This is a genomic window from Nesterenkonia populi, from assembly GCF_007994735.1.
Taxonomy (GTDB): domain Bacteria; phylum Actinomycetota; class Actinomycetes; order Actinomycetales; family Micrococcaceae; genus Nesterenkonia; species Nesterenkonia populi.
Window position 1 is genome coordinate 953,791 of record NZ_VOIL01000001.1, and the last position, 21,697, is coordinate 975,487.

A 21,697-nucleotide genomic window follows, 5' to 3' on the forward strand; every position below is an offset into this window, starting at 1 on the left:
ATCAGATCGATGAGGGGCCGGGCCGCTTGGTCCTGCCCCTCATCGGTGTCTACAGCGCCAGGCGGTAGCCGCGCTTCACCACAGTTTGGACCATGCCGGCTTCGGGGAGGGAGTGCCGGAGCCGGGATATCCACATCTCGAGCCCATGTGCGGAGCCGCAGTGGGGGAGCATGCGCAGCAGGTGGTCGCGGGAGATGACTGCACCCTGGGCGCGCGCGAGGACGCGCATCACGGACATCGGCCCGGGGGCGAGCCGAATCGGTTCGCGGCCGGGGAGCCTGAGGGTGTTCCCGACGATCTCCACGGTGCCGCTGGGCGTCTGGACGTGCAGGAAGTGCTCATCAGCGACGATGCCTGCTGCCGGTTCCACGGTCACCGCCTCCTGGGCTGTGCGAGTCTCTTCCGGCTCCTTCGTGAGGAGCGTCGGGGCCGCGGCGGCGGACCCGGCCTCAGGCTATGGGTGCGCGGTTTCCTTGCCTTGTCGCCGGTGTAAAGCGGGTGTTGCCGACATTTCACGATCCGGACTCTGGGTGACGGCTGGGAACGTAGGAGCGGTCCTTCCGCCTCGTCAGGGCCTCATACGGCGGCTCGCTTCTCTGTGCCCTGAGCAGGGAACAGGGCGGGGGCCGGCAGCGTTTCACGCAGCATGCCTACCCCTCAGCTCTACACCGTGACCGGCATGTCCTGCGCCCACTGCGAAGCGGCGGTGCGTGAGGAGCTCGACGAACTCTCCGGCATCGCCGAGGTGCAGATCAGCGCGTCCTCCGGGCAGCTGCAGATCGCTCCGGAGGAAGGGGCGAGCGTGCCGGACGAAGCTGTGCTGGCTGCCGTGGAGGAAGCCGGCTACACCGCGGTGCGCGCCGCATGACCAGCGACGTCGACTCCCAGGCGCCAGCCCTCTCCGCGGAGCCGGACCGGGTCGAGCTCGCCATCGGCGGGATGACCTGCGCGGCCTGCGCCAACCGGGTGGAGAAGAAGCTCAACAAGCTCGACGGGGTGACCGCGCACGTCAACTACGCCACTGAGAAGGCGTGGGTCTCCGGGCGGGGGCCGCAGGAGCGGGACGCGTTCGTCGGACAGCTGATCGAAACGGTGAGGAAGACCGGCTACACCGCCGAGCTCCCCCCGCCGCCGAGCGAGCGGGATGGCAGCCCCTTGGGACGCCGCGACCTGCGGGCCCTGCGGCTGCGGCTGATCATCGCCTCGGTGCTCACACTTCCGGTGGTGGTGTGGGCGATGGTCCCGGCCACCCAGTTCGACTACTGGGCCTGGGTCTCCCTGGCCCTGAGCCTGCCGGTGGTGCTGTGGGCCGGCTGGCCCTTCCACCGGGCTGCCGCCCTGAATGCCAGGCACGGCACTGCCACTATGGACACCCTGATCTCCCTGGGCACTCTGGCCGCCCTGATCTGGTCGCTGTACGCGATGCTCTTCGGCGCGGCCGGGGACCCGCAGATGCGCCACGAGTTCGTTCTCTTCGAGACCCCGTACTGGGCAGGCGGGCACGCCCACGGGGCGGCCAGCGTCTACTTCGAGGTGGCCACCGCGGTCACCGCGTTCCTGCTGCTGGGCCGCTATTTCGAGAAGCGCGCCAAATCCCGGGCGGGGCAGGCGCTGCGGTCCCTGCTGAGCATGGGGGTCAAGGGCGTCACGCTCCACCGGGAGGGCGAGGAGCTGAGCATTCCGATCAGCGAGCTCGCCGTCGACGACGAGTTCCTGGTCCGCCCGGGGGAGAAGATCGCCACCGACGGCACAGTGGTCCGCGGTGCCTCCGCGGTGGACATGTCGATGCTCACCGGGGAGTCGGTGCCGGTGGAGGTCGCTGAGGGCGACGCCGTCGTGGGTGCCACCGTGAACACCTCCGGCATCCTGCTGGTGCGTGCCTCCCGGGTGGGCGGGGACACTCAGCTGGCCCAGATGGCCCGGATGGTGGAGCATGCGCAGTCCGGCAAGGCGGAGGTCCAGCGGCTGGCGGACAAGGTCTCCGGCGTCTTCGTGCCGGCGGTGCTGGTGATCGCTGTCGTCGCCCTGGTGGGCTGGCTGCTCTCTGGTGCTCCCGTGGAGGCGGCGTTCACGGCGGCGGTGGCGGTGCTGATCATTGCCTGCCCCTGCGCGCTCGGCCTGGCGACGCCCACCGCCCTGCTGGTGGGGACGGGCCGCGGCGCCCAGCTGGGCATCCTGATCAAGGGCCCTGAGGTGCTGGAGTCCTCTCGGGAGGTCGATATCGTGCTGCTGGACAAGACCGGCACGGTCACCACCGGGGCTATGCACCTCAACGCGCTGCATACTGCTGAGGGGTTCTCGGACCTGGAGGTGCTGCGCCTGGCGGGCGCTCTCGAGTCCTATTCGGAGCACCCGGTGGCCCGGGCGGTGACCAACGCTGCCCGTGAGGCGCACGGCTCCCGGGCCAGCAGCCTGCCGGTCGCCGAGGGCTTCGCGAATCACCAGGGACAGGGAGTCAGCGGCGAGGTGGCTGGCCGCGACGGGACCAAGCACCGGGTCGCTGTCGGACGCCGTCGGCTGATGAAGGCCGAGGGCGTGGAGGTTCCGCATGAGATCGGGATGCTGCTCTCCTCCGCGGAGGGACGCGGCACCACCCCGGTGCTGGTCGCTGTGGACGGCGTCTTCGCAGGAGTGCTGATCACTGCGGACGCGGTGAAGCCGACCAGTGAGGAGGCCGTGGCGGAGCTGAAGGCGCTCGGAGCTGACACCATGCTGCTCACCGGGGACAACGAGGGCTCGGCCCGGCGGGTCGCCGCGGAGGTCGGCATCCAGGACGTGGTCGCTGAGGCGATGCCTCAGGACAAGGTGGCTGCGATCAGGCGCGTGCAGGCTGAGGGCAAACGGGTCGCCATGGTCGGAGACGGGGTCAACGACGCTGCAGCCCTGGCCCAGGCCGACCTGGGCGTGGCGATGGGCACGGGCACGGATGTGGCGATCGACGCCGCGGATATCACGATCATCCGCGGGGATCTGCGCAGTGTGGGTCAGTCCCTGAAGCTGGCCCGCCGGACGCTGCGAACCATCCGGGAGAACCTGTTCTGGGCGTTCCTCTACAACACGGCTGCGATCCCGCTGGCGGCCCTGGGCCTGCTCAATCCGATGCTTGCCGGGGCGGCCATGGTCCTGAGCTCCCTCAGCGTGGTGGCGAACTCCCTGCGCCTCCGTCGCTTCAAAGCCGTGTGAGCAGCGGCTCAGCCGAGTCCCAGATCTCTAGGAAGGCAGGGATGAGGGAGGCGACCAGCAGGCCGGCCATGATGAGGTTGAACGCGCGCATGTGAGTGGGCTTGCTGATGAGCTTCCCCGCCCCAACGCCCATCAGTGCCCAGGCGGCGGTGCAGGGAGCGCCGAAGACCATGGCGAACAGTGCGATCACCAGCACTTCGCTGAAGAACGAGTCCCAGAAGCCCGTGTAGGTGGACAGGGCGGCGATCACCAGGGTCCAGGCCTTGGGATTGACCAGTTGGAACAGCGCCATCTTCACGAACCCGGGCGGCTTCCCCTGTCCCTGCGCTTCCACCTCGGTGGGTGCGACGGCGATGTGCCAGGCCAGCCAGAGCAGGTACGCCACCCCAACGGGCCGCAGAATGTCCAGCACGACGGGCCACTGGGCGAGCACCCCGCCCAGCCCCATCCCCACCAGGACGATCATGATGGGGAATCCTACGTTCACCCCGGCGATGCAGGGCAGGGTCCGTCGGAACCCGTAGTTGGCGCCGGAGGCCAGCGCGATCGTGTTGTTGGGCCCAGGCGTCCCAGCCCCAGCAATGATGAACGCGATCAGTGAGAGAAACGGCACAGCCAGAACCTACTTCCTTGAGGCTGGTTGAATACGAATGCGCACAGCCGCGACGGCGCAGAGCAGGACAGCCGCACCCCCGAGGAGCGTCAGCCACGTGATCCGCTCACCCAGCAGGAGCGCAGCCCAGCACAGGCTCATGACGGGCTGGATCAGCTGAATCTGGCTCACCCGCGAGACGGGGCCGATGCCCAGGCCCCGGTACCAGGCAAAGAAGCCGAGGAACATCGAGATGATGCCCAAGTACAGGAACGCCAACCACTGGTGCGGCTCAGCCCGAGGAGACTCTGCGCTCACGGACACCGCGGTGAGCAGGGCCATCACGGGCAGCGACATCACCAGCGCCCAGCAGATCGTCTGCCACGCCCCGAGCTCGCGCGCCAGCAGGCCGCCCTCCGCGTAGCCGAAGGCTCCCGCGACCACTGCGGCTAGGAGCAGCGCATCAGGCCAGCCGAACGAGCTGAACCCGCCGCCATGGACAGCTGCAAATGCGCCAGCGGCCAGCGCTCCGAGCGCCGTTGCGACCCAGAAGGCCCGCGGAGGCCCCTCACCGGTGCGGATGACAGCGACCATCGCAGTGGTGGCCGGGAGGAGGGCAATGATGACGGCGGCATGACCTGCAGAGGACGTGGTCAGTGAGTAGGAGGTCAGCATCGGGAATCCGACGACGACGCCTCCAGCGACGACGGCGATCCTGGGCCAGAGCCTTGGGGAGGGGATGCGCTGGCGGAGCATGAGAAGCACCATGAGAGCGAGCGCCCCGGCAAGCACTGCGCGCGCGGCTCCGACGAAGAGGGGAGGGAGCCCGTCGTATTCGACGGCAGCACGCGTCAGCGGGACTGTCAGTGAGAACGCCGCCACCCCGAGCAGACCCCAGAGAATTCCCTGCCTCTCGGAACCGGATAACGGTGCGGAGACAGAATGAGTAGCGCTACTCTTTGTTCTCATGAAACACAATAGCACTGGAGTGTTGGTGGAGGAGCTGAGGTCCTGGGCTGAGCAGGCGCCTGCGGGGGCCAGACTGCCGAGCACCCGGGCGCTGGTGGCTGAGCACGGGGTCAGCCCTGTGACTGTGCAGAAGGCACTCCGGCAGCTGGTCAGCGCCGGGCTCGTGGAAAGCCGTCCAGGAGTGGGGAACTTCGTCCGTGCGCTGCGGGCCCCAGCGCCGCAGGACTACTCGTGGCAGACTGCCGCGCTCGGACCGCGCAGCGGGTCACGGGGCCTCGCCTCCGCGCTTCGGAGCATCTCCGGGAACCACATCGACCTCGGCTCCGGTTTTCCGGCCCCGGAGCTCGTGCCTGACCGACTCGTGCGCACCGCTCTCACCCGTGCCGCGCGCAGCCGGGCCGTGGTGAACTGGCCTTCCGCCGAAGGGTTGCCCGACCTCCGCGCCTGGTTCGCCTCCGAATTGGCGGAAGAGATGCAGGCGGGCCTCGCTCCTCCCCGTGAGAACGACGTCCTCATCTTCCCCGGCAGTCAGCCCGGTCTGGGAGCCTGCTTCCGGGCGCTGGTGGGAGCTGGGCAGCCGCTGCTCATCGAGTCGCCCACCTACTGGGGTGCCATCCTGGCTGCGCAGCAGAGCGGCGTGCAGATGGTCCCCGTGCCGATCTCCGGGGAAGGACCTGACCCCGAGGAGGTGGACCGTGCCTTCCAACGGTCGGGGGCGCGCGTTCTCTATGCGCAGCCGAACTACACCAACCCCACAGGGACGCAGTGGTCAGCCGAGCGTCGCTCTGCGATCCTCGACGTCATCCGCAGGAACGGTGCGTTCCTGATCGAAGACAACTGGGCCCGGGACTTCGACACCGACTCACATCCCCAGTCAGTCGCCGCCGAGGACGAGGCGGGGCACGTGGTGCATATCCGCTCCCTGACCAAGAGCGTCTCCCCGGCCATCCGGGTCGCGGCCGTGATGGCACGCGGTCCCGCCCGGGAACGGCTGCTGGCGGCCGCGCAGGCCGAGACCATCTACGTCAGCGGCGTGCTCCAGGCCGCGGCCCTCGACGTCGTCACCCAGCCCGCCTGGCGCACCCACCTGCGCGGCGTCGCCCAGCAGCTGCGCAGCCGGCGGACCATGCTTCTTCAGGCCCTCCAGGCGCACGCTCCCCAGGTGGAGGTCGCCCATGTTCCCCGTGGCGCGTTCCACCTGTGGGTGCGGCTGCCGGACGGCGTGGCCGCGGAGCCCTTCGCCCAGCAGCTGGCGGCTGCGGGAGTCGGCGTGGTCCCGGGCGACGAGCTGTTTCCCGCTGAGCCGACAGGCGCACACCTGCGGCTCACCTATGCTGGGCCCGCGCCCGAGAAGTATGAGGAGGCCGCGCAGATCATCGGGCACCTCCTGACCCGCTGGGCCTAGATGCCAGGGCGGCTGCACGGTGCGTGCCGTTCGGTGCATAGGATGCCCGGGTGATCTCTCCTGCGCGCGGCGTGCTGCTGATGCTGGTGGGCACCTTCGCCCTCGCCGGGTCCGCCGCGATCATCGCCGGCCTCGACTCCGAGCCGATGAGCGTGGCAGCTTGGCGGTGCCTGCTCGCATGCCCCATGCTGCTGCCCTTCATCATCTGGGAGCTGCGCCGCGTGGACCGGGCCGACGCGCTGCCCGTGCGCACGCTCACAGGGGCGGTCATCGGCGGTGTCGCGATCGGCGCCGACTACACGTTCTACAACACCTCGATCGTCGTCATCGGGGCCGGCATCGCCACCGTTCTCATCAACATCCAGCTCGTCATCCTCCCGCTCCTGGGCTGGGCGGCAGAAGGCATCCGGCCCATGCGCTCCCTGCTGTGGATCGTGCCGATGATGCTGCTCGGCGTCGCGCTCGCCGCCGGAGCCTTCGGGGAGGACGCCCTGAACTGGCAGGGGGTCCTCGCCGGACTCGCCGCGGGCACCTGCTACGCCCTCTACCTGGCGATCATCCGCCGCACCGCCCCGCGCACCCTCCGCCCCGCCCCCTTCACCGTGCTGGGGATCGTCTGCCTGTCCGCGGGGCTCGTCAGCCTCGCCGCCGCCGGCATCTCCGGCCGGCTCACCGCCCCTGAGACGTGGGAGGGCTGGGCCTGGTTCGCGGTGCTCGCCCTGGTGGGGCAGGTCATCACCTACCTGTGCTTCAACATGGCGATGACAGGCCTCAGCGAGACCGCCTCCTCCACCCTCATGCTGCTGAGCGCCGTCTTCGCGGTGATGCTCGATGTCGTGATCTTCGCCCGGGTTCCCACCGCCTGGCAGCTGCTGGGCTGCGCGCTCATCATCCTGGGCGCATGGTTCGCGGCCACCCGCAGCCGCCGCGCTCCGGCATAGGCTGGGCGCAGCAGAAGAAGCGCAACCCCCGTAAGGAGAGCCTCGTGGGATACCCCATGCCGGGAATGTGGGTGCAGGAGCACACCCTTGACGTGCCGCTGAACTGGGAGAACCCTGCGGCGGAGACCATCCGGCTGTTCGTCCGGGAGCTCGTGCACCCGGAGAAGCGGAGCGCAGACCTGCCGCTGCTGCTGTTCCTGCAGGGCGGCCCCGGCGGTGCGAACCCTCGGCCCACCGCACCCGGCTCCTGGATCAAGGAGGCGCTGGAGCACTACCGGATCATCCTGGCGGACCAGCGCGGCACCGGGCGCTCCACCCCGCTGGAGGCTCGCGACGTTGCCGAACGGGGCAGTGCCGAGGCAGGCGCCGACTACCTGGCCCTGTTCCGCGCGGACTCGATCATCCGCGATGTCGAGCACGTCCGGCATACCCTCTTCGGCGGACGGAAGTGGGCCACCCTCGGGCAGTCCTACGGCGGGTTCCTCACCCTCACCTACCTGTCCTTCCACCCGGAGGCGCTGGCCGCCTGCTACGTGACGGGCGGCATTCCCGGCGTCCCGCCGAGGGCCGCCGACATCTACGCGCGCACCTTCCCGCGCGTGGAGGAGAAGACTGCCGAATACTATCGCCGCTACCCGCAGGACGCGGACACCATCGCGCAGATCGCCGACCTGCTGATGGAGGAGGATGTCCTCCTGCCCGACGGCGATCGGCTCACCGTCCGGCGGTTCCAGTCCCTCGGCCAGGACTTCGGGATGAAGCCGGGCTTCGAGCGTATGCACTGGCTGGCAGAGACGGCGTTCGCCCGGCCCGGCCGGCTCTCCGAGGGGTTCCTCGAGGACGTGCAGGTCCAATCCTCCCAGGCGGGCCGCACCCTGTACTGGACCCTGCAGGAGGCGATCTACGCGGACCCGGCCTCGGGTCCCACCGGGTGGGCGGCTCAGGCGGAGCGGGACCGCCGTTCTCAGTTCTCGGAGGGGGAGAGGCCTCTGCTGCTCACAGGCGAGATGTCCTTCCCATGGATGTTCGAGGAGATCCGCGCCCTCAAGCCGATGGCCCCGGCGGTGAATGCGCTGCACCGGAAGGAGGACTGGGCGCCGATCTATGACCTCGAGCGGCTGGCCTCCAACGAGGTGCCGCTGGCGGCCGCGGTCTACTTCGACGACATGTTCGTGGACGCGGAGCTGTCGCTGGGCACGCTCAGCCGGATCGGGAATTCTCAGCGCTGGGTGACCAACGAGTTCGAGCATGACGGCATCGGCTCAGGCCGCACCTTCACCCGGCTCCGCGACCTTGTCGCAGACCGCGGCGGCGAGCAGCACTGAGCCGGAAGGCCTCCCGCAGGGCGCTGCGGCAGGCCTGGGCCGCTGGGGTTTCGGCCGAGGCGCGGCGGGCCGTGGTGTAGATGCTCCGCGACGGCTCCTGAGGCAGGGGCAGCAGGGCGACGCCGTCGGTGCCCTGGTCTGTCAGCAGCAGCTCCGGGAGGATCCCGACGGCGAGCCCCGCCCGGATGATCCGCAGGTGCGAGACCAGATCATCCGTGGTGAACCGGGCGTCCGGCTCGAACCCGAGCGCCCGGCACTGCTGCAGGGACCATTCGCGCGACGCCGTGCCTGCCGGCTCCATCACCCACGGGTAGGCGTCCAGGTCATCGGGCGCCGTGTCGGCGAGCTGGCTCGGCACCACCACCCACAGCCGGTCGGTGCCCAGCTCCTCGATGTCGAACTCAGCCTGCCGGGGCCGGCTCACCCCCGGATACTGCTCGGCGACCACCAGGTCGTGCCGGCGTCCGGCGAGGTCGAACAGTGCCCGCTCCGGGGGTGCCTGGACCACTTCGACCCGCAGGTCCGGGTGGTCAGCCTTCAGCCGGGTCAGGGCTGAGGGCGCAAGGGCGAGCGCAGCTGACTGGAACACGGAGAGCCGGAGCACCCCGGAGAGCTCCGGCTCCCCGGCGGACAGTGATCGCAGCGCCTCGTCCTGCAGATCCAGCATCGTCCGGGCGTGCTCGGCCAGACGCAGCCCGGCGGGGGTCAGGCGCAGGGATCGGCCCCCGCGGTGGAACAGCTCCGCGCCGGCCTCCCGCTCCAGCTGGGTCAGCTGCTGGGACACCGTCGAAGGGCTCAGTCCCATCGCTCCAGCGGCCGCGGACACGGTTCCGCGGAGCCGGAAGGCGTGGAGCAGGCGCAGCCGGTGGAGGTTCAGCATGACGCCGATATTACTGATCATCCGATGCTTCCGGGAAGCACTGTTCGGTTTTATCGAAAAGTGGGATCGGCCTCCCTATGCTTGCCTCTATGAGTGAGACCACGTTCGCGCACCCCACCGATGAGCAGGCGCGCCTCGAGCTTGAGGCGCTCGCCGATGACGCCGTCGAGCAGGTTCGCCGCTGGCTGCAGCGCACCCAGGCCTCCGGCGTCGCCCCGCACAAATCCGCCAAGGCGCTCTCCGCGGTGCTGTCCCACCCCACCGGGCTGGACTTCACGGTGGGATTCGTGGACCGGGTGATCCGCACTGAGGACACCAAGGCCGCCGCCTCCGCGCTGAAGGACCTCGGCGAGCTCGCCCCCGACACCCTGGACGCGCTCGAGCTCGCCCAGATCCGCACCGGCTCCGCCCTGGGCAAGATGCTTCCCGACGTCGTCGTACCTGCCGCGCGCCGCCGGATGCGTTCCATGGTGGGGCACATGGTGGTCGACGCCCGCGGCAGACAGTTCGGCAAGGCCGTCGCCAAGATCCGCAAGGACGGCAACCGGCTGAACATCAACCTGCTCGGAGAGGCAGTCCTCGGCGAGCAGGAGGCGGACAAGCACCTGGATGACACGTTCCGCCTGCTGCGCCGCGACGACGTCGACTACGTGTCCATCAAGGCCAGCTCCATTGCCAGCCGGATCAGCATGTGGGGGTTCGAGGAGACCGTCGACTACGTCACCGAGAGGCTCATCCCCCTCTACGCTGAGGCGGCCGCCGCCCCCGCAGGCTCCAAGTTCATCAACCTGGACATGGAGGAGTACCGGGACCTGCGGCTGACCATCGACATCTTCAAACGGCTGCTCTCCCGCCCGGAGATGAAGGACTACGAGGCAGGGATCGTCATCCAGGCCTACCTGCCGGACGCGCTCGCCGCCGTCCAGGAGCTCACGGAGTTCGCCGGCGCCCGGGTCGACGCCGGTGGGGCGGGCATCAAGATCCGCCTGGTCAAGGGCGCGAACCTGGCGATGGAGCGGGCCCACGCGGACGTTCACGACTGGCCCGTGGCCACCTGCGAGTCCAAGGAGGCCAGCGATGCCAACTACAAGCGGGTGCTGCACTGGCTCCTGACTGCCGAGCGGATGCGCGGCGTCCGGCTCGGCGTTGCGGGTCAGAATCTCTTCGACATCGCGTTCGCCCACCTGCTGGGCGCCCGCCGCGGGGTCACGGAGCGGCTGGAGTTTGAGATGCTCCAGGGCATGGCCGCCGAGCAGCAGCAGACCCTCCGGGAGGACGTCGGCCAGCTGCTGCTCTACGTGCCGGCTGTCCGTCCCGAGGAGTTCGACGTCGCGGTCTCCTACCTGGTGCGCCGGCTCGAGGAGAACGCCGCCAGTGAGAACTTCATGTCCGGGATCTTCGGGCTCAGCGTGGACGACGCCGGCCGCGGCAGCGAGGCGTTCCTCCGGGAGGAGGGACGGTTCCGCTCCTCGGTGAGCACTCTGGCCGGAATCCTCGATCAGGACGGCGACGCCGCACCCGAGCCGAACCACACCCAGGACCGCCTCGCGGAGGAGGACGCCGAGCCCGGCGACTACGCCGACGGGATCCCCGCCTTCCGCAACGAGCCGGACACCAACCCGGCCCTGGAGCCCAACCAGCGGTGGACCGAGAAGGTCATCGCCCAGGCGACTCCGCAGTGGCTCGCTCAGCAGTCGGTCCCGGAAACCGTAGCGGCCGAGCATGTTGATGCCCTGGTGGAGCAGGCCCGCGGCGCCGGTGAGCAATGGGCGGCACGGCCCGCCGCTGAGCGTGCCCGGATCCTCTACCGTGCCGCGGACATTATGGCCGCCCGGCGGGGGCATCTTGCATCGGTGGCCGCCGCAGAGGTCGGCAAGGCGCTGGCCCAGTCCGACCCGGAGATCTCTGAGGCGATCGACTTCATCCGCTATTACGCCCACCGCGCCCTTGAGCTGGAGCAGGTGGAGGGCGCAGTGTTCACGCCTGACCGGCTGGTGCTGGTCACCCCTCCGTGGAACTTCCCGCTGGCGATTCCCACCGGCGGCACGGTCGCGGCCCTGGCGGCCGGTGCCGCCGTGATTCACAAGCCGCCGCAGCCGACCCCGCGCTGCTCGACGGCGCTGCTGGAGTGCCTGTGGGATGCCGGGGTTCCCCGGAAGGTGCTGCACGGCATGCACCCGGATGAGGGGGAGGCCGGGAAGAAGCTGATCTCCCACGACGGCGTGGACCGGGTCATCCTCACCGGCGCCTCCGAGACCGCGGCCCTCTTCCGCTCCTGGAAGCCGGACCTGACCATCAATGCGGAGACCTCCGGCAAGGACGCTCTCGTGGTGACGCCCGCCGCGGACCGGGACCTCGCCGTCGCCGACCTGGTGAGCTCCGCGTTCGGGCACGCCGGCCAGAAGTGCTCCGCCGCTTCCTTGGGAATCCTGGTGGGCAGTGTCTACAGCTCGGAGCGGTTTCGGCGGCAGCTGGTGGATGCGGCCTCGTCTCTGGTGGTCGACTGGCCGCAGAACCTCTCCGCCACGGTGGGCCCGCTCACCGAGCAGCCCAGCGAGAAGCTGCAGCGGGCCCTGACCACCTTGGAGCAGGGGGAGGAGTGGCTGCTGGAGCCCCGTCAGCTGGACGACACCGGCCGCCTCTGGTCCCCGGGCATCAAGACGGGGGTGAAGCCGGGCAGCTTCTTCCACCTCACCGAGGTGTTCGGCCCGGTGCTCGGGCTCATGGAGGCCAAGGACCTGGACGAGTCCGTCGCCCTGCAGAACGCCGTCGAGTACGGGCTGACGGGCGGCATCCACTCCCTGGAGCCGGCCGAGGTGGAGCAGTGGCTGGAGCAGGTCCAGATCGGCAACGCGTACGTGAACCGGGGCATCACTGGAGCGATCGTGCAGCGGCAGCCGTTCGGCGGCTGGAAGAAGTCGTCGGTGGGGCTGGGCTCCAAGGCGGGCGGCCCCAACTATGTGATGCTTTTCGGCACCTGGGAGGACGCGGTCGACGTCGCTTCGGCGGCGCGCGTCCCGGCGCCTGAGGGGACCGTGGGGGAGCTGCTTGCGGACGCCCTGGACCGGAAGACGGTCACCGAGTCCGGGTACGCCTGGCTGAAGGCCGCCGCAGCCTCAGACGCCGCCGCCTGGGACGCCGAGTTCGGCACCCCGAAGGACCCCACGGGGCTGAAATCCGAGGCGAACATCTTCCGGTACCTGCCCACCAGCGTGGTCCTGCGTGTGGGGGCCGACGCCGAGCCGCACCACGTGCTCCGCACGGTCATCGCCGGCCATACGGCTGGTGCGGGAGCTGTGATCTCCGTGGACAAGGAGGCGTCCAAGCAGACTCGCCGTGCGGTGAAGCTCGCTGCGAAAGCCTTCGGGATGGATGTGGAGAAGAACGAGTCGGAGGAGGAGTTCGCGGCCGCGCTCGCCGAGGGCCAGTACGACCAGGGCGTGGGCGCCCGGGTCCGCGCCGTCGGCTCCCTCAGCCCGGTGGTCTGGGAAGCGGTGGCGTCCCGCCCCGAGGTGGCCCTGCTGGATGACCCGGTGACCGGGTCAGGCCGCGTGGAGCTGCGTCACTGGGTGAAGGAGCAGTCGGTCTCCATGACCCTGCACCGCTTCGGCAACCCCTCCCCCCAGTTCAAGGCGCTCGCAGAACGGTTCAAGGCGTAGCAGCATTCCGGCGGAAACTGCGCCGACCGAACGCCAGAACTCCTCCTGGGAACGGCGCCATTCGGAGACGTCGGCGAAGCCCTCTTTTTCAGCGTGGACAATCTCATCCGAACGCAGGCTTCATGGTTGGAGCAGCCCCATGTGATCGACCACTGGTGCACCAGCGATGATGAGGAAGGGGATTTCGTCATTGAGCTGAACGACGGTCGTGTGTGGGCTTTTGAGCTCAAAGCCTCTGTACGAATCCCAGGCAAGGACTTTGGTGGCCTCCGGAAAATGCGGGATGCAGTGGGCGATCGTTCCGCTGCGGGAATCGCGCTGAGCACGGGCACTCGCTCCTACATCTATGAGGACCGGCTCCGCGTCATGCCGATCGACCGGCTCTGGTGCTGAGCGCCTGAAGACGTAGAGGTCTGCTCAGCCCGGGTGAACTGTCCAGACGGAGAGGTCATCGGGGCAGGAGGCGGGGATGGATGGGTTGTCGCTCTCACCCACTGTGATGCCTCCTCCGCCGCCGACGGAGATCTCGTCCCCGACCTCGTAGGTGGCTTCTTCAAAGGTGAAGAGGCCGTCGTCGGCGGGCTCGATGCGGTCCTCAGCGAAGGAGGGGACGAAGCGTGACGACTCTCCCTCCTCATCCGAGAGCTCACCACCGGAGTCGATCAAGACGCATCCGTCCTCTTCTCTGAGCTCTCCCTCCAGCAGCGCTTCCATGCCGACTCGATCCTCCTGTGGCTCATACGTCGGCACAGGGAGAAGGCTGTCATCGGAGGTGTCAGCGGGGGAGTCCTCAGCTGGCGTGGTGCCGGCCGGCGAGTCCGCGGGGGAGTCAGGGGCGTCGTCGGCTCCGCAGGCGGCTGCGGTGGTAACGAGCCCCCATGCTGCCAGGAGTGCGAGTTTTGGCTTCATGTCGATACCGTCGTCGACTGTCCAGGTCCGTCCACGCTAACGAAGGTGTCAACGATAAGGGGCCATTTTCCATCGTCGAGACCGTCTCCGACGGTTGCTTCTCGAGTACCTTCTTCGCCGGAGGATTGCCTCTCCACAGCTTCTTCAGAGTGCCGAAATCCTTGCCTGGGGCCATTAGATATGAACGAATCCGAGGGGTGTAGATGAACGATCACGAGGGGGCTTCGTGAACGTTTTCGAGGCGGTTTGGTGAACAGGTCCGAGGACTGTTCTGGGCCGAGTGGCACCGAGAGACCAATATGAGCAGCATTCAGCGCTCCTGAGCCCTCGGATGCCGCACAGGTTGGCCTCTCGTTGCGTAGGCGGTCAGACCACGTCCACGGCCAGGCGGAAGCCGGTGTGGCCGAGGGTGGTGTCCGCGGTGGAGGCGGTGCGGGCGGAGGTCCGGTAGCGGCGGCAGTAGGAGGCGTGGCACATATAGCTGCCGCCGCGCATCACCGGGCGCGGATCCGCTGCCGACCAGCGGCCTGACGTCCACTCCCACACGTTGCCGGTCATGCTGTGCAGCCCGTACCCGTTGGGCGGGAACGACGACGCCGGCACCGTCCCAACGGGCGCCCCCGGGTGGTCCGGGAACTCGCCCGGGAAGGTGTTCATGCGCGGCTCCCCGTCCGGCTCACGCTCCGCGCCCCACGGGAACGGCTGCTGCTCCAGCCCGCCCCGGGACGCGAACTCCCACTCCGCCTCCGTGGGCAGCCGTGCCCCCACCCAGGCGGCGTAAGCTGCGGCATCCCGCTGGGAGACATGCGTGACGGGGTGGTCCTCCCGGCAGAGCACGGAGGAGCCCGGCCCCTCCGGGCGGAGCCAGCTGGCACCGGCCACCTGTCGCCACCAGGGCGCCTCCGCCGTCGACGGCGAGGCTTCCCGCAGCTCATCCGGCAGCAGGCCCTTGAACACCAGGGAGTCCCCGTGCCGCTCCGCGTCCGTCACATGCCCCGTCGCAGCCACGAACGTCGCGAACTGGGCGACCGTCACCGTGGTCGCGGCGATCGCGAACGGTGACACCTGCACGCTGCGCACCGGACCCTCCCCGTCCTCCGGGTACGCCAGCGGGTCCTCCGAACCCATGAGGAACGTGCCCCCGGCCAGCCCCACGAACCGCAGGTCGCTCCCGGCCACGGCCGCCAGCTCACGCACCAGGGCGGCGTCGTCGTCCAGCCCGGGCGCGGCAGCCTCAGGCACGGCGCCCTCGTTCCGGGCGGGTCCGCAGCACGCGCTCATCAGTAACCTCCACGTCGGCATCAGTCAGACAGCTACTCTAGGGGCCGGGGACGACGCCGTCTCCGCATCTTTTCGATTTCCCGAACACCCCGAAGGAGGGACGCAGTATGTCTGAAACCCCATACCCGCAGGGCGCCGGTGCTCAGATCAGCCACGACAACGGAACTGTGTCCCCGCCGGCACGGCCGAACATCGTGGTGATCCAGGCCGACCAGATGGCCGCCCAGTCGCTCGGCGCCTACGGGGACCAGGCAGCACGCACTCCCAACATCGACGCGCTCGCGGAGGAGGGGGCGGTCTTTGACCGGGCCTACTGCAATACCCCGCTGTGCGCGCCGTCGCGGGCATCGATGATGACCGGCCAGCTGCCCAGCGAGCTCGGCTGCTACGACAACGGGGACGACTTCGCCGCGTCGGTGCCGACCTTCGCCCACCGGCTGCGCCACGCCGGCTACCACACAGCCCTCATCGGGCGGATGCACTTCATCGGCCCGGATCAGCACCACGGATTCGAGGAGCGTCTCACTACGGACGTCTACCCAGCAGACCTCGACATGGTGCCGGACTGGAAGCTGCCCATGGAGGAGAAGCTGCAGTGGTACCACGACGCCGACTCCGTGTTCAGCGCCGGGGTCTCCAAGGCCACCGTGCAGCAGGACTTCGACGACGAGGTGACCTGGCGGACGCTGCGCCATCTCAACGACCGGGCCCGCGCCAAGCAGGCCGCCGAGCGCGCTGGCGAGGAGCCCCAGCCGTTCCTCGCGGTCACCAGCTACATCCACCCGCACGACCCCTACGAGCCCCCGGCGGAGCACTGGGACCGGTTCGAGGACGTCGAGATCCCCGACCCGGCCCACCCGGAGGTGCCCGACGCCCAGGCCGACCCGCACACCCACCGGCTGCGGGCCATGAGCGGCTTCGACAAGAAGGACCCTTCCCCGGACGAGGTCCGGCGGGCGCGCCGGGCCTACTACGCGGCCGTCAGCTACATCGATGACCAGATCGGCGCGGTGAGGGAACGCCTCGACTACCTGGGCCTGGCGGAGAACACGATCATCGTGGTCACCTCCGACCACGGCGACATGCTCGGCGAGAAGGGCCTCTGGTACAAGATGAGTCCCTACGAGCGCTCCTCCCGGGTGCCGCTCATCGTCGCCGGCCCGGAGCACCTGGTGCCCCGCGGGCGATTCCGGACCACCGTCTCCCTGCTGGACCTCGCCCCCACCCTCAGTGCCCTCGCCGGGACGGACGGCACGGACGCGGACCTGCCCGGCAGCCCGCTCACCGAGATCGCAGCCCAGGAGGCCGGCAGCGGCGCCGCCGAGCGCGACGTCGTCATCGAGTACCTCGCCGAGGGAACCCACCGGCCCCACCTCTCCCTGGTGCGCGGCAGCTGGAAGCTCTCCGTCTGCCCCGGCGACCCCGATCACCTCTACAATCTCGACGAGGACCCCGATGAGCTCACCAACCTGGCCGGCTCCCCGGAGCACGCCGCGCAGCTCGAGCTCATGCGCAAGGAGCTGACCACCCGGTATGACCTCGCCGACCTGGAGCAGGACGTCCTCGCCAGTCAGCGACGTCGCCAGCTGGTCGCCGAGGCGCTGGCCGCCGGCCGTCGTCGTCCCTTCGACTTCGCCCCGGACCCCGAGCAGCGCTACGTCCGCGGTGACTTCTGGGGTGCGTTGGAGCACGGCAAGATCCCGGACGAGACCCGATGAGCACCCTGCCCGACTGGCAGTACCGGATTCTGGGGGAGGGCGAAGATCCCGACCCCCGGTTCACCCTCGCCAACGAGCGGACCTTCCTGGCCTGGATCCGCACCGCCATGGCACTGGTGGCCGCCGGCGTCGCCGTGGAGGCGCTCACCCAGACCGTATTCACCGAGACCGTGCGCACCGCCCTCGCCGCCAGCCTCCTGGTGCTGGGCATCCTGCTCGCCGCCGGATCGTTCGTGCGCTGGGTGAAGGTGGAGCGGAGCCTGCGCCGTCGCCGCTCCCTGCCGGTACCTCTGATCGCCCCGCTGCTGGCCGGCGGAGTCGCGGTGGTCACCGCCGTGCTGGCCATCTGGCTCATCGCCGCCTGAGCCGCCGATGAGCGCCGCCGCAGGTCATCCCGCCCACGAGGACCCCGGGGTCCAGCCCGAACGGACCCTGCTCGCCTGGAACCGCACCCTGCTGCTGCTGATCGTGGTGGCGGGGTTCCTGCTGCGCTGGATCCCCTACCAGGGAGCCGTGGTGCTCACGCTGGTAGGGGCCTGCGCGCTGGTTGCTCTCGGCATCCTCCTCAGCGAGCGCAGCCGCTACGCCCGTGCCGCCCAGGGCATCACGGACGAGCGGTACCCGGCCGCGATCACCTCCACGCTGGCGATGACCGGTGCGGTGATCGGCATCGCCCTGGCGGCCCTGCTTCTGCTGCTCTCCGGGGACACGCCGTGAGGGGTGTGCGGTGAGCGTCGAGGTCAGGCGGGTTGAGCCGCAGGAGGCCGAGGAGTTCGGCTTCATCATCCGAGGCATGGGGGAGCAGCTGCCTCGGCCGGTGGAGTGGGAGGAGCACGCCCACCCGTTCCACGAGCTGCTGTGGAACCCGCGCGGAGCCTCCGCGATCGGTGCAGGGCAGCGCGTGTGGACGGTGGCCGGAGCGCACGGGCTCTGGGTTCCGGCCGGCACGAGGCATACCGGTCGTGCCGGTGCGGGAACCCTCTACCGGGCCACGTTCTTCGACCCGGAGACGGTCGCGGCGATCTCCGAGGCTCCGGTGGGCGTGACCATCACGCCGCTGCTCGCCGGGCTGCTGGACTACGTGGACACCCAGGAGCTCACTGAGGGGGAGCGGTCGCGCGCCGAGGCAGTGATCATCGACCTCATCCGTCCTTCCGGTCCGGAGGTGACGCTGCATCTGCCGCAGCGGGACCCTGCCCGCGGAATCGCCGAGACGGTCCTGGAGGACGTTGCGGCCGCCCCTTCCGCGGCTGAGTGGGCGCGGCGGCTGGGCATCAGCCCCCGAACCGTGACCCGCAGCTTCCAGGCGGAGACCGGCGTCGGGTACGCCCGGTGGGCGGCGGAGGCGCGCGTGCATCGGGCCCTGGAGCTGCTGCCGTCGGGGATGAGCGTCGCAGAGACCGCCGAGGAGGTCGGCTTCGCCTCGTCGAGCGCGTTCATCGCCGCGTTCAAACGAGTCACCGGCTCCACCCCGGGTGCCTTCCTTCCTCGGGAGTGAGCTCGTTCCAGGGCGCAGCCACGCTATGGAAGCGACCAGGCTGACTCTATTAGGACAGTGATTGTGCTGCTAACCAGATGAGATGCACCTGACTTTCACGTCTTGCAGAAGAAGGCTTCGAGCCATCCATAGGGCGAGAGATTGTCCGTTTCGCGCAATTCAAAGTCTATAAGCATCGGTTGCGCCGCGAGATGATGCCTCGTACTTTAACTACAGCTCGCTATTGGGGCATATTCACTTTTTCTAATCACCGAGGAAGCATGTCCGTCCAGACCGCCCAGGCAGGGGAGCGCACCCCTGTCCCGATGTCGGCCCCCGCCCAGTCGGAGGCCGACGTCGCAGGCACGCGTCAGCAACGCCGTCCTCACGGGCTGATGCTTCGCCAGAGGTCAGCTCTCCCCGCAGGGCTCGCGCTGCTGGGCGGACTGACTGTGCTGAGCCTCTTCATCGGCTCCGGTGACCTTCCTGCCGCTCAGACCGCCGCGACCCTGCGCAGCTGGGCCGCCGGGGACCTCCCCGCCGAGGCGCGCGGCACCGCCGAGCTGCTCATCCTGGAGCGACGCGTTCCCCGCACCCTTCTGGCCCTGCTCGCGGGGGCTGCACTCGGCGTATCCGGGGTCATCATGCAGGCCCTCGCCAGAAACCCCCTCGCCGACCCCGGCCTCCTCGGCGTCAACGCCGGCGCATACACCGCCGTGGTCCTCGGCTCCGCGGTGATGGGCACCAGTGTCGGGACCGGACACGTGTGGCTCGCTGTCGTCGGCGCGCTGATCACCGCCGTCGCGGTCTATGCCATCGGAGCCTCCGGACCCATGGGAGCTAACCCAGCCAAGCTCGTGCTGACCGGCGTCTCCGTCGGCGCTGTCCTCTCCGGAATCAGCTTCGCCGTGACCTTGGCGCTCCCGGACGTCTTCGACCGGGTCCGTTTCTGGTCCGCCGGCTCGCTGCAGGGCCGCGGCACAGAGGAAATCACAGCCCTCCTGCCGTTCCTCGCCGCCGGACTGCTCATCGCGCTCACCCTCCCGCGCGCCCTGAATGCCCTCGCCCTGGGCGACGACGCCGCCTCCGCGCTCGGTGCTCGCCCCGGCCTCACCCGCCTGGCGGGGCTGTGCTCGGTCACTCTGCTCTGCGGGGCGGCCACCGCCGCCGCCGGGCCGCTCAGCTTCATCGGGCTGATGGTCCCGCATATGCTGCGGATGCTGGTGGGACCTGACCACCGCTGGCTGCTGCCGCTGAGTCTCATCGCCGCTCCGGCGCTGCTGCTCACCGCGGACATCCTCGGCCGCATCGCCGTCGCCGCGGAGCTGCCTGCGGGCGTGGTCACCGCCTTCCTGGGAGCGCCCGTGCTGATATGGCTGACCCGACGCCGGACGGTGAGGCAGCTGTGAGCGCCGCAGCCCTCCCGCAGCAGGCGCCAGCGGACCGCTTCCGGACCCTCCGCCGAGGGGGCCTCAGCCTGAGGCTCCACCGGCGCAGCCTCATCGTCGTCGGGCTCCTCTGCGCAGCCGCACTGGCGGCGGCCTGGTGGAACATGATCAGCGGCTCGGCCGCCCTCGGCGCCGCAGACGTCCTCGCGGCGCTCACAGGCCAATCCGACGAAGGCGCCGCGCGGGTCATCCTTGACTGGCGGGCGCCGCGCGTCATCTTCACCCTCGTCGGCGGTGCCGCGCTCGCCGTCGCCGGCGCGGTCTTCCAGTCCCAGACCCGCAACCCGCTGGGCAGTCCGGACATCATCGGCTTCTCCACCGGCGCGTACACGGGTGTGCTCATCGCCGCCTCGGTCGGCCTCAACGGCATGTGGGCGGCACCCGCGGCGGCTTCGGCGGGCGGCCTGGTCACCGGTGCTGTGATCTACCTGCTGGCGATGCGTCACACCGCAGGCGGCCTGGGCGTGTCCGGGCTGAGGCTCATCATTGTGGGCATCGGGATCAGCATCTTCCTCGGCTCCCTGAACACCTACCTGGTCACCGTGCTTGACCTCGAGACGGCGATCTCCGTGGCGAACTGGGGAGCCGGGTCCGTGAACGACGTCGCCTGGGCCCACGCCCTCCCGCTGCTGCTGATCATGGCGCTCGCCGGGCCCGTGCTGCTCGCCAACGCCCGGGAGATGACGCTGATCGAGATGGGCGACGACGCCGCGGCAGCCCTCGGCATCCGCACCGAGCGCGTCCGCCTGGCCCAGTTCGTCTGCGCGGTGCTGCTCGTCGCAGCGGTGACCGCCGGCGCCGGGCCCATCGCGTTCATCGCCCTGGTGGCGCCCCAGCTGGCGCTGCGGCTGACCGGCACCGGAGCCGTGCAGCTCATCCCCGCCGCGGCCATGGGCGCGGCGCTGCTGACCGCCGCGGACGCCGTCGCCCGATCCCCGCTGATGCCCGCCAGCCTGCCGGTGGGCGTGGTCACCCTGATCCTCGGCGGGGCCTACCTGGTGTGGCTGCTGATCAGCATGAGCCGAAGGAGAGCCGCATGACACAGGCAGCGGAGAGAGCAGCCCACCGGCTGGCCGCGGAAGGGCTGTGCGCCGGCTATGACCAGCGCACCGTCCTCAACGGCCTGGACCTGCAGATCCCAGAGGGCTCCTTCACGGTGATCATGGGGCCCAACGCCTGCGGCAAGTCCACCCTGCTGCGCAGCCTCGCCCGACTCATCCGCCCCACCGGCGGGCAGGTCCTCCTCGACGGCCAGGCGATCAGCGCCCGGCCCGCCAAGGAGCTGGCCCGCACCATCGGGCTGCTGCCTCAGTCCTCCACCGCCCCCGACGGCATCACCGTCGCCGACCTCGTCTCCCGGGGCCGGCACCCCCACCAGAGCCTGCTGCGCCGCTGGTCCCGCGAAGACGAGGAGGCCGTGGGGCAGGCCCTTGACCTCACCGGCACCGCTGACCTCGCTGCCCGTCCTGTCGACGAGCTCTCCGGGGGGCAGCGGCAGCGCGTCTGGATCGCCATGGCGCTCGCCCAGCAGACGCCCCTGCTGCTGCTCGACGAGCCCACCACCTTCCTCGACATCTCCCACCAGATCGAGGTCCTCGAGCTCTGCACCCGCCTGCAGCAGCAGGGCCGCACCCTCGTCGCCGTCCTCCATGACCTCAACCAGGCGCTGCGCTACGCCACCCACGTGGTCGCCATGCGCGACGGCGAGATCCTCGCCCAGGGCGACCCCGCCGACGTCGGCACCTCCGAGCTGGTGGAGCAGGTCTTCGGCGTCGATGCCCGCATCATCGAGGATCCCGAAACGGGGCGTCCCCTGGTGATCCCCCGAGCACCCGCATCCGTCGGGGGCTCCGCCTCGCCGCAGGCGCCCTGAACCGCTTTCCGCCCGATTCAGACCGCCCAACCACGCT

General features: G+C 69.7%; 20 protein-coding genes. 14 read left to right on the forward strand and 6 right to left on the reverse strand.

Translation table 11 applies throughout. The annotated features are described in order from the left end of the window. Nucleotides 1-49: 49 nt before the first annotated feature. Nucleotides 50-370: a winged helix-turn-helix domain-containing protein gene (locus FWJ47_RS12235; RefSeq protein WP_246126156.1), complete on the reverse strand. Its 321-nt coding sequence runs from the start codon at nt 368-370 to the stop codon at nt 50-52. 276 nt (nt 371-646) lie between these two features. Here FWJ47_RS12235 and FWJ47_RS04500 point away from each other — a divergent pair, with 276 nt between their 5' ends. Beyond that, nucleotides 647-868, forward strand: coding sequence for a heavy-metal-associated domain-containing protein (locus tag FWJ47_RS04500; protein ID WP_147104694.1), 222 nt, complete (start codon nt 647-649; stop codon nt 866-868). Continuing rightward, on the forward strand, nt 865-3,183 hold the full coding sequence (locus FWJ47_RS04505; RefSeq protein WP_147104696.1) for a heavy metal translocating P-type ATPase: 2,319 nt from the start codon (nt 865-867) through the stop codon (nt 3,181-3,183). Before FWJ47_RS04500 ends, FWJ47_RS04505 begins: the two co-directional genes overlap by 4 nt. Here the strand turns inward: FWJ47_RS04505 and FWJ47_RS04510 are convergent. Both FWJ47_RS04510 and FWJ47_RS04515 read right to left on the reverse strand, forming a co-directional pair. Beyond that, the gene (locus FWJ47_RS04510) at nt 3,170-3,796 is read right to left on the reverse strand and encodes a LysE family translocator (protein WP_170228478.1); all 627 of its coding nucleotides are present in this window, start codon (nt 3,794-3,796) and stop codon (nt 3,170-3,172) included. The two genes, FWJ47_RS04505 and FWJ47_RS04510, sit on opposite strands and share 14 nt — an antisense overlap. Before the next feature lie 9 nt (nt 3,797-3,805). Continuing rightward, complete coding sequence (locus FWJ47_RS04515) at nt 3,806-4,744, reverse strand: DMT family transporter (RefSeq protein WP_147104703.1); 939 nt, start codon at nt 4,742-4,744, stop codon at nt 3,806-3,808. Between FWJ47_RS04515 and FWJ47_RS04520 the strand changes: the two genes are divergently transcribed. Genes FWJ47_RS04520 through FWJ47_RS04530 form a run of 3 tightly spaced genes read left to right on the forward strand, consistent with a single transcriptional unit; the run spans nt 4,743 to nt 8,415 of the window. Next, entirely contained in the window at nt 4,743-6,149 is a 1,407-nt protein-coding gene (locus tag FWJ47_RS04520) for an aminotransferase-like domain-containing protein (protein ID WP_147104706.1), read from the forward strand. The genes FWJ47_RS04515 and FWJ47_RS04520 overlap by 2 nt on opposite strands. 50 nt (nt 6,150-6,199) lie before the next feature. Further along, entirely contained in the window at nt 6,200-7,090 is an 891-nt protein-coding gene (locus FWJ47_RS04525; RefSeq protein ID WP_147104709.1) for a DMT family transporter, read from the forward strand. Beyond that, complete coding sequence (locus FWJ47_RS04530) at nt 7,051-8,415, forward strand: alpha/beta fold hydrolase (RefSeq protein WP_246126158.1); 1,365 nt, start codon at nt 7,051-7,053, stop codon at nt 8,413-8,415. The genes FWJ47_RS04525 and FWJ47_RS04530 overlap by 40 nt, the downstream gene beginning before the upstream one ends. On the opposite strand, the gene FWJ47_RS04535 is transcribed toward FWJ47_RS04530, so the two are convergent. Further along, nucleotides 8,366-9,316, reverse strand: a complete 951-nt coding sequence (locus FWJ47_RS04535; protein ID WP_147104711.1) for a LysR family transcriptional regulator — start codon at nt 9,314-9,316, stop codon at nt 8,366-8,368. The two genes, FWJ47_RS04530 and FWJ47_RS04535, sit on opposite strands and share 50 nt — an antisense overlap. Before the next feature lie 68 nt (nt 9,317-9,384). On the opposite strand from FWJ47_RS04535, the gene FWJ47_RS04540 reads away from it, so the two are divergent. Both FWJ47_RS04540 and FWJ47_RS04545 read left to right on the forward strand, forming a co-directional pair. Beyond that, entirely contained in the window at nt 9,385-12,954 is a 3,570-nt protein-coding gene (locus FWJ47_RS04540; RefSeq protein WP_246126159.1) for a bifunctional proline dehydrogenase/L-glutamate gamma-semialdehyde dehydrogenase, read from the forward strand. Nucleotides 12,955-13,047: 93 nt separating this feature from the next. Beyond that, on the forward strand, nt 13,048-13,347 hold the full coding sequence (locus tag FWJ47_RS04545; protein WP_147104720.1) for a hypothetical protein: 300 nt from the start codon (nt 13,048-13,050) through the stop codon (nt 13,345-13,347). Between the two features lie 24 nt (nt 13,348-13,371). Here FWJ47_RS04545 and FWJ47_RS04550 read toward each other — a convergent pair whose 3' ends face one another. Next, nucleotides 13,372-13,863, reverse strand: a complete 492-nt coding sequence (locus FWJ47_RS04550; protein ID WP_147104723.1) for a hypothetical protein — start codon at nt 13,861-13,863, stop codon at nt 13,372-13,374. Between the two features lie 366 nt (nt 13,864-14,229). Further along, nucleotides 14,230-15,144 carry an SUMF1/EgtB/PvdO family nonheme iron enzyme gene (locus FWJ47_RS04555; RefSeq protein ID WP_147104726.1) on the reverse strand — a complete coding sequence of 305 codons (915 nt, stop codon included), beginning with the start codon at nt 15,142-15,144 and terminating at the stop codon, nt 14,230-14,232. A gap of 107 nt (nt 15,145-15,251) precedes the next feature. Between FWJ47_RS04555 and betC the strand changes: the two genes are divergently transcribed. From betC to FWJ47_RS04590, 7 genes are all read left to right on the forward strand, one after another. Next, nucleotides 15,252-16,862, forward strand: a complete 1,611-nt coding sequence (betC, locus tag FWJ47_RS04560) for a choline-sulfatase (RefSeq protein ID WP_147104729.1) — start codon at nt 15,252-15,254, stop codon at nt 16,860-16,862. Continuing rightward, on the forward strand, nt 16,859-17,227 hold the full coding sequence (locus tag FWJ47_RS04565) for a YidH family protein (RefSeq protein WP_147104732.1): 369 nt from the start codon (nt 16,859-16,861) through the stop codon (nt 17,225-17,227). The genes betC and FWJ47_RS04565 overlap by 4 nt, the downstream gene beginning before the upstream one ends. Before the next feature lie 7 nt (nt 17,228-17,234). Further along, a complete protein-coding gene (locus FWJ47_RS04570) occupies nt 17,235-17,579 on the forward strand; it encodes a DUF202 domain-containing protein (protein WP_147104736.1) in 345 nt (114 codons plus the stop codon). Between the two features lie 10 nt (nt 17,580-17,589). Beyond that, nucleotides 17,590-18,360 (forward strand): AraC family transcriptional regulator, encoded by a 771-nt coding sequence (locus FWJ47_RS04575; RefSeq protein WP_147104740.1) that lies wholly within the window; start codon nt 17,590-17,592, stop codon nt 18,358-18,360. A 260-nt stretch (nt 18,361-18,620) separates the two neighbouring features. After that, nucleotides 18,621-19,748 carry a FecCD family ABC transporter permease gene (locus FWJ47_RS04580; RefSeq protein ID WP_246126160.1) on the forward strand — a complete coding sequence of 376 codons (1,128 nt, stop codon included), beginning with the start codon at nt 18,621-18,623 and terminating at the stop codon, nt 19,746-19,748. After that, on the forward strand, nt 19,712-20,827 hold the full coding sequence (locus FWJ47_RS04585) for a FecCD family ABC transporter permease (protein ID WP_147104743.1): 1,116 nt from the start codon (nt 19,712-19,714) through the stop codon (nt 20,825-20,827). The genes FWJ47_RS04580 and FWJ47_RS04585 overlap by 37 nt, the downstream gene beginning before the upstream one ends. Continuing rightward, nucleotides 20,824-21,660 (forward strand): ABC transporter ATP-binding protein, encoded by an 837-nt coding sequence (locus tag FWJ47_RS04590; protein ID WP_147104746.1) that lies wholly within the window; start codon nt 20,824-20,826, stop codon nt 21,658-21,660. Before FWJ47_RS04585 ends, FWJ47_RS04590 begins: the two co-directional genes overlap by 4 nt. Nucleotides 21,661-21,697 lie beyond the last annotated feature (37 nt).